The organism is Methanohalophilus sp. (genome assembly GCF_030156785.1).
Classification (GTDB): Archaea; Halobacteriota; Methanosarcinia; order Methanosarcinales; family Methanosarcinaceae; genus Methanohalophilus.
In genome coordinates, this window is the sequence record NZ_JASGLW010000004.1 from 121,405 (window position 1) to 127,489 (window position 6,085).

Annotated in this window: 7 protein-coding genes and 1 pseudogene; 5 read left to right on the forward strand and 3 right to left on the reverse strand. The window is 34.0% G+C overall.

Annotated elements, in window-relative coordinates:
- Positions 1 to 65: 65 nt before the first annotated feature.
- On the forward strand, positions 66 to 575 hold the full coding sequence (locus tag PWQ49_RS03565; protein WP_300607907.1) for a hypothetical protein: 510 nt from the start codon (positions 66 to 68) through the stop codon (positions 573 to 575).
- Positions 576 to 2,212: 1,637 nt separating this feature from the next.
- The gene (locus PWQ49_RS03570) at positions 2,213 to 2,740 is read left to right on the forward strand and encodes a DUF2115 family protein (RefSeq protein WP_300607910.1); all 528 of its coding nucleotides are present in this window, start codon (positions 2,213 to 2,215) and stop codon (positions 2,738 to 2,740) included.
- 3 nt (positions 2,741 to 2,743) lie between these two features.
- Here the strand turns inward: PWQ49_RS03570 and PWQ49_RS03575 are convergent, their stop codons facing one another.
- Positions 2,744 to 2,923 (reverse strand): DUF4177 domain-containing protein, encoded by a 180-nt coding sequence (locus PWQ49_RS03575; protein WP_300607912.1) that lies wholly within the window; start codon positions 2,921 to 2,923, stop codon positions 2,744 to 2,746.
- Positions 2,924 to 3,420: 497 nt separating this feature from the next.
- On the opposite strand from PWQ49_RS03575, the gene PWQ49_RS03580 reads away from it, so the two are divergent.
- Both PWQ49_RS03580 and PWQ49_RS03585 read left to right on the forward strand, forming a co-directional pair.
- On the forward strand, positions 3,421 to 3,699 hold the full coding sequence (locus PWQ49_RS03580; RefSeq protein ID WP_300607915.1) for an ACT domain-containing protein: 279 nt from the start codon (positions 3,421 to 3,423) through the stop codon (positions 3,697 to 3,699).
- Between the two features lie 14 nt (positions 3,700 to 3,713).
- Positions 3,714 to 5,075, forward strand: coding sequence for a PFL family protein (locus PWQ49_RS03585; RefSeq protein WP_300607918.1), 1,362 nt, complete (start codon positions 3,714 to 3,716; stop codon positions 5,073 to 5,075).
- A gap of 12 nt (positions 5,076 to 5,087) precedes the next feature.
- Here PWQ49_RS03585 and PWQ49_RS03590 read toward each other — a convergent pair whose 3' ends face one another.
- Positions 5,088 to 5,597 (reverse strand): shikimate kinase, encoded by a 510-nt coding sequence (locus PWQ49_RS03590; RefSeq protein WP_300607921.1) that lies wholly within the window; start codon positions 5,595 to 5,597, stop codon positions 5,088 to 5,090.
- 145 nt (positions 5,598 to 5,742) lie between these two features.
- Between PWQ49_RS03590 and PWQ49_RS03595 the strand changes: the two genes are divergently transcribed.
- The gene (locus tag PWQ49_RS03595) at positions 5,743 to 5,955 is read left to right on the forward strand and encodes a hypothetical protein (protein ID WP_300607924.1); all 213 of its coding nucleotides are present in this window, start codon (positions 5,743 to 5,745) and stop codon (positions 5,953 to 5,955) included.
- A gap of 13 nt (positions 5,956 to 5,968) precedes the next feature.
- On the opposite strand, the pseudogene PWQ49_RS03600 reads toward PWQ49_RS03595, so the two are convergent.
- Positions 5,969 to 6,085, reverse strand: a pseudogene (locus PWQ49_RS03600) (IS5/IS1182 family transposase); the annotation flags it as partial.

The following is a 6,085-nucleotide window of genomic DNA, read 5'->3' on the forward strand; positions in this document are numbered from 1 at the left end:
CTCCTGTATAATATTTAATAGTTAATCTTAACCTATTTATATGTTTGTAGATTAATCGTGATTTAATGCAGGATAATTTAGAGATGCATTCAGTGCAATATCTGGAGTATAATCCTGAAAAACATCTTCTCTGGATTGCAGATGAACTTTATTACCCAGAAAAGCATGATGTTGGAGACATTGGATATTGCATTCAATGTGGAAATGAATTAAGAACTCTCAGTTTTCACATAATTGGATCACATTATGGCATTGTAGCAAAATGTACTTCCTGTAATCGCTTGTTATTGTCCATCTATGATTCAGATTGGAACTGGTGCAAAGAAATGGAGTTAGTATCTACTAACAGAGTTCCAAGTATAAGGATAGGGGCTTCCGAACTGTCTGGCTTATCAGGATATAATTTATTAGAATCTATTCCTGAAAATGCATTAAAAACGATTTTTTCTCCCAGAGAAATTGAAGCAATGTTTTCAAAAGCCAAAGGTGAAAAATATGTCAGACAGTATTTATACAATGCCCGTAAAAAATATGCTCGTTTTGCAGAAATTTTTGGAATTTTTATAGATATATAACTGAGGTTATTTATAATATCGAGTGTTTATAACTATGCTATTCTCCACATATTAATGGTCCATATATTGTATACTACAAAACATAGTTATTTTTTAATGTACAAAAGACATTATATTAAAAACAACAAATGTAACATTGTCTTATTACTAATTGATTTTATTGGACCTGTGCATGCACCGCTGATTGAGTTAAAAACCTTAGGAATTGATTGAAAAAATTAATTAAACTTCCGTGTTTCAAATGACTGTTGAAGTAAGAAGAAGTTATAAAAAATGAATCCACATTTTTTGATAAATTCATTTAATTATTGGTTGATGCGTATAAACAGTGGGAATCTGTTTGTGCTTAAAAAGCCACAACTGAATATTATAAAGATATATTTATATATACTATTAATGGATGTATAGTGTACCCTTCATGAATTAAAAATGAGTATGTACACATATGCAACATATTTAATTAATTCAGTATTTGCATAAAAGTTTAGCAGACATCCTTCAGGCAACTTTGCATATAACATATCTTCAAAGTAGTTATTCCAAACACTATGATAACAAAATGATGTCACACAACAGATGTTTGTTTTCTAGCAAATTTTTTGCATTAAATGGGGGGGTTGTAGATCATACATAGCATATACCTATATAATATGGAACACGTGTGTGAATAAAACCATACTGGTATTTTATGTTTAGTTGAAATAGTCCATATCATATATGAATATTATATTTTCAAATTTAGTTGTTGATTTGAGTGAACTTGTAGAATTGTTTCAGCACTATACTAAAGAAGTGTATACAGGTTTAGAGTGGATTGATCTTATGGATGAGTTACCCAATAAAATAGGAGAGAGAACTGCTTTAAAAATATCATATTCTGTATTAAAAAAGAGTTTTATTGAGCTATACGAATTTATATATTTTAATTTTCAAAAGAGCTATACTATACATACCATATTATTATTTATAAAAATAGGCAGATATAATAATTCAATTTAGCATTTGTACATAGTTTAAACTGATTTATTAAATAATCTTTAAAAGTAATAAATGATTTTTAACATATATTTAATATTATAATGATAATATGAGATACTACTTATAATCGATAAAATAATACACTTAATATAATGAATACATTAAAACAATTCTAACCATATATATTAAATAAAATATTAAAATGGTCGAACTGAGATCTAAATAGCTCAAAAATGGCAAAAATTAATTGAAAAAATCAATTTATCATTTGCAATCAGACTAATAGCGAGAGGATAGAAACACCTATATTATCATGATGGTTGCAAGAAAAAGAGCAGTTTGTGGAACTGCAGAACATTGTATGTAGAATCGCCTAAGAAAATGAATATATCCTGTAACCATCTTATAATAAATTGAGAGTTAGTCCATGACAGATATAGTGAAGCTATGTGATTGCTTGATGTACGATGGACTTCAAGTACCCTTATGTCACCCTTGTGCCATTTGAGGAGGGTTTGTTGTAAATTTGTATTACAGATTAGCCATAATATGTTATGACATAATATAAAAAATTGCTTAAGTAGTATATTTCTATATTTATATTCCTAGATTGTACCCTTGAAATATATAACTAATAATAAAGTTAAAGCTGGAACGTTATGAGCGAAGAAAATAGCAGAGGTTTAAATGGTGTGAGTAACAACGAAACCTTGCTCAGGGAATTAAAACTGCAGGCATCCCGCTTTAGCATATGCGATATTATGAAAATCCGAACATACATGGTCAATAACGTTCAGAATCTTCCTGAAAAATACCGAAAGATCTATTCTGTTGACTTATTTGAGTATCTATACCGAACTTTACAGGAAATAAAATGTGCAGAAATAATGGACACAAAAGTGACTATTGATCAGAATAAACTAAGGGAAACGAATGCTTGCATTGACAAATTAGCCATGGCAGAACACACAGAAAAGATGATTACATGTTTTTTCCGAACAGTTACCCTGTACCTTATTTTTATTGGAAACAAACCAATTCATCCGTTAGGTATGCAATTTCCTGGCAAATTGGAAATTCTTTCCCGAAATGGGGATTACTTCTGTCCGGCTAAAGAAAAACAAAGTGAAATAGAAATTAGTTTGTGCAAATTCTGCATTTGCAAAGACTGTAATGAGTTTAAATAAAGATCAACAATTTGCCTCGTCAACAGGCCTCTTGAAAAATGCGTTTGTTATGCCCATAGAGTTAATGGGAGTGACAAATTTGACAAGTTCCCAACCTTCAAGACCCATAGAATTCAGATCCTCTTTTGTTTGATCCAAGTTTCCAGTTCGTATTTTCTTGATTTCATATTCCCAACATGTCATTTGAAAGCACCTTGAATAATTGTATAAAATAAGGATGAATTGCATGATATATAACAGTTATTAAAAATTCAATTTGATTGATAATCAAGTAAATTTTGTTTAGTTTAATTTTGCATTTGGATACTGAACCTTCTATTATGAGTCAAAATTGCCCCCTTGAATATAACAAAATAACAGAAAATGATTAATCAGGCAGTTAATCAGGAAGTAATTGCCTGAGATCTCATTCTGAATTTATAGCACATCTTCTACATGACTTTTAGCTTTCACTTTATTTGATACATAAGCAACTTTTCCATTAGGATAACAAGGTTGTTTTTATAGTTCCCATGTATGGAAACGAAGAGTGAAGCAGTGCTGCCATTATCGGGATTACTGCAACTATCTTTGAATATATAAAAGGCGACCAATTTACTCTTTTCCAATCTCAAATAACAACAATCTTAAACAAAGAATCCTTATTTCCATTAATATTTCCGATAATCTGGAGGATATTCATGACATCCACACGATTTATTATTACTGTTATAGGTATCGACAAAATTGGTATTGTAGCTAAAGTGACCGGAATAATGGCAGAATACAGCGTTAATATCGTGGATATCAGCCAGACAATTATGGAAGATCTCTTTACTATGATAATGCTAGCCGAAGCAAAGGGAGACAACTTTGACATGAATGATTTCCAGAATACCATGCAAGACGCAGGAGAAAAGCTGGGTGTCGATATTCGGGTTCAGCATGAAGACGTGTTTAGGTTCATGCACAGAATATAAACGGAGGGCTTTTCATGCTTATACACCCCAAAGAAATCATGGAAACCATCCAGATGGTAAAAACTGAGAATTTGGATATCAGAACAGTTACAATGGGTATTAACCTAAGGGATTGCATTCACCCGGAGATATCACAATTCAACCGAAATATCCACAACAAAATCGTAGAGTGTGCCCATAATCTTGTGTCAACTGCGGAAGATGTTGAAATCCTTTACGGGATTCCGATAAGAAACAAACGTGTATCCGTAACTCCCATCGCATCCATTGGTGGAAAATTCACTAAAGAGGATTTTATTTCCATTGCTCAAACACTTGATGATGCTGCATCAGAAATAGGTATTGATTTTCTAGGTGGTTTTAGTGCCCTGGTGCATAAGGGTATGACTCCTGTAGAAAAAACCTTGATTTCCGCAATTCCTGAAGCTCTGGCAAATACAGAAAAAGTATGTTCTTCCGTAAATGTCGCAACCACCAAATCCGGAATAAATATGGATGCAGTTGCATTGATGGGTAAAACAATTAAAGAGACAGCTCAGCTTACTGCCGAAAGGGATGGCATCGGATGTGCAAAACTTGTTGTTTTTGCAAATGCTCCAGAAGATAATCCATTTATGGCAGGGGCTTTTCATGGAATCGGGGAACCCGATTGTGTTATAAATGTAGGTGTAAGCGGTCCTGGTGTTGTCAATGCTGCAATAAGGGAACTGAAAAATCCAGATCTTGGAGAAATTGCGGAAACCATAAAGAAAACCGCTTTTAAGATTACGCGAATGGGAGAAATGGTTGGCAGGGAAGTTTCAAAGCGATTGGGAGTTGAGTTTGGAGTCATTGATCTTTCCCTTGCACCTACGCCGGAAGTTGGTGATAGCGTCGCTTCAATCCTTGAAGCAATGGGATTAGAAAGCTGTGGAACCCACGGCACAACTGCAGCGCTTGCTTTGCTTAATGATGCTGTTAAAAAAGGAGGAGCAATGGCATCTTCATATGTAGGCGGATTAAGTGGTGCATTTATTCCGGTAAGCGAGGATGCTGGTATGATAGCAGCTGTTGAAAGAGGTTCCCTTGATCTTGCAAAACTTGAAGCTATGACCTCTGTTTGTTCAGTTGGTTTGGATATGATAGCAGTCCCAGGAAATACTACCGCTTCAACTATATCAGCCATAATCGCTGATGAGATGGCAATCGGAATGATTAACCGCAAAACAACCGCTGTGCGAATAATCCCTGCTCCTGGAAAAATTGTTGGAGAAATTGTAGAGTTTGGTGGCTTACTTGGAACAGCCCCTGTTATGGGCACACATAGTTTTAGTTCGGAAGAATTAATCAAGAAAGGAGGGAGAATACCCGCACCAATTCAGGCACTTACAAACTAAGTGCCTATAATTTCAGGATTTATGGCGTGCTAATAATTCTTTATTATTCTCCAGACAACGCAGAATGCCATTTATAGCATCTTCTTTTCTGGAAAAACCTCTTAGATCAATTATTATATCTTCATATTTGCGATATAAACTCCGACGCTCTACGAAAAGTTGTCTAAGAGTTTGATCTTTTAAGCCTACGAGACCACGCTTGCTCGGATTTTTTATGCGACTTGAAATGTGGGAAAACGAGTCATCAAGCAAAACAATTGTAGACCATTTCTTTAAGTAATTCATTGCTTTTTCAGAATAAACTGCACTTCCTCCTGTAGAAATAAGATAATTTTCGCTTGGAGTTAATGACATTAAGACCTCTTCTTCCACTTTCATAAAGGCCTCATCCCCCTCCTTTTCAATAAAAGATTGTAACTGAGAACCAACCTTTTTCTTAATAAGCTCGTCCACGTCAACGAATTCAAGTCCAAGCTTTTTGGCAACAATACGCCCTAATGTAGTTTTTCCAACTCCAGCCATTCCAATCAGCGTAATGCTCATAAGATATCAGTTAGGCTCTTCATCCATAAAGCCATAACTATAAAAAAATCAATTTAATTCAAAAAGATTAGTCATCTTTATACACAAGTAAAACATATATGAACTACTTTTAGGAGGCTATGGTGTGGAAAGGAGTAGAATCAATTGCTTGGAGTATCCCAACTCCCACGTTGGATATGCATTAAAGATGCTGGCTGATTTCAGTGTCAAAACTTCTTCAGGAACAATTAAAGGAAAAGCTGGAGACTATATCCTTAAGGATAACAAAGGACTTATTTCCGTCCTAAAAGATAATTCCTTTAGGCTTAAATATCGTATCCTTCATAAAGAAAATTAAGATTTACTGCTTATTATTCTAAAGCAAAATATGGCTCTGTAGAAATCCTCAACCAAGCTAAGCATACAATCTTGACATACCTGTCAAGATTGTGTATTAATACCTTGAATTTCACTTCCTTCACTTGATT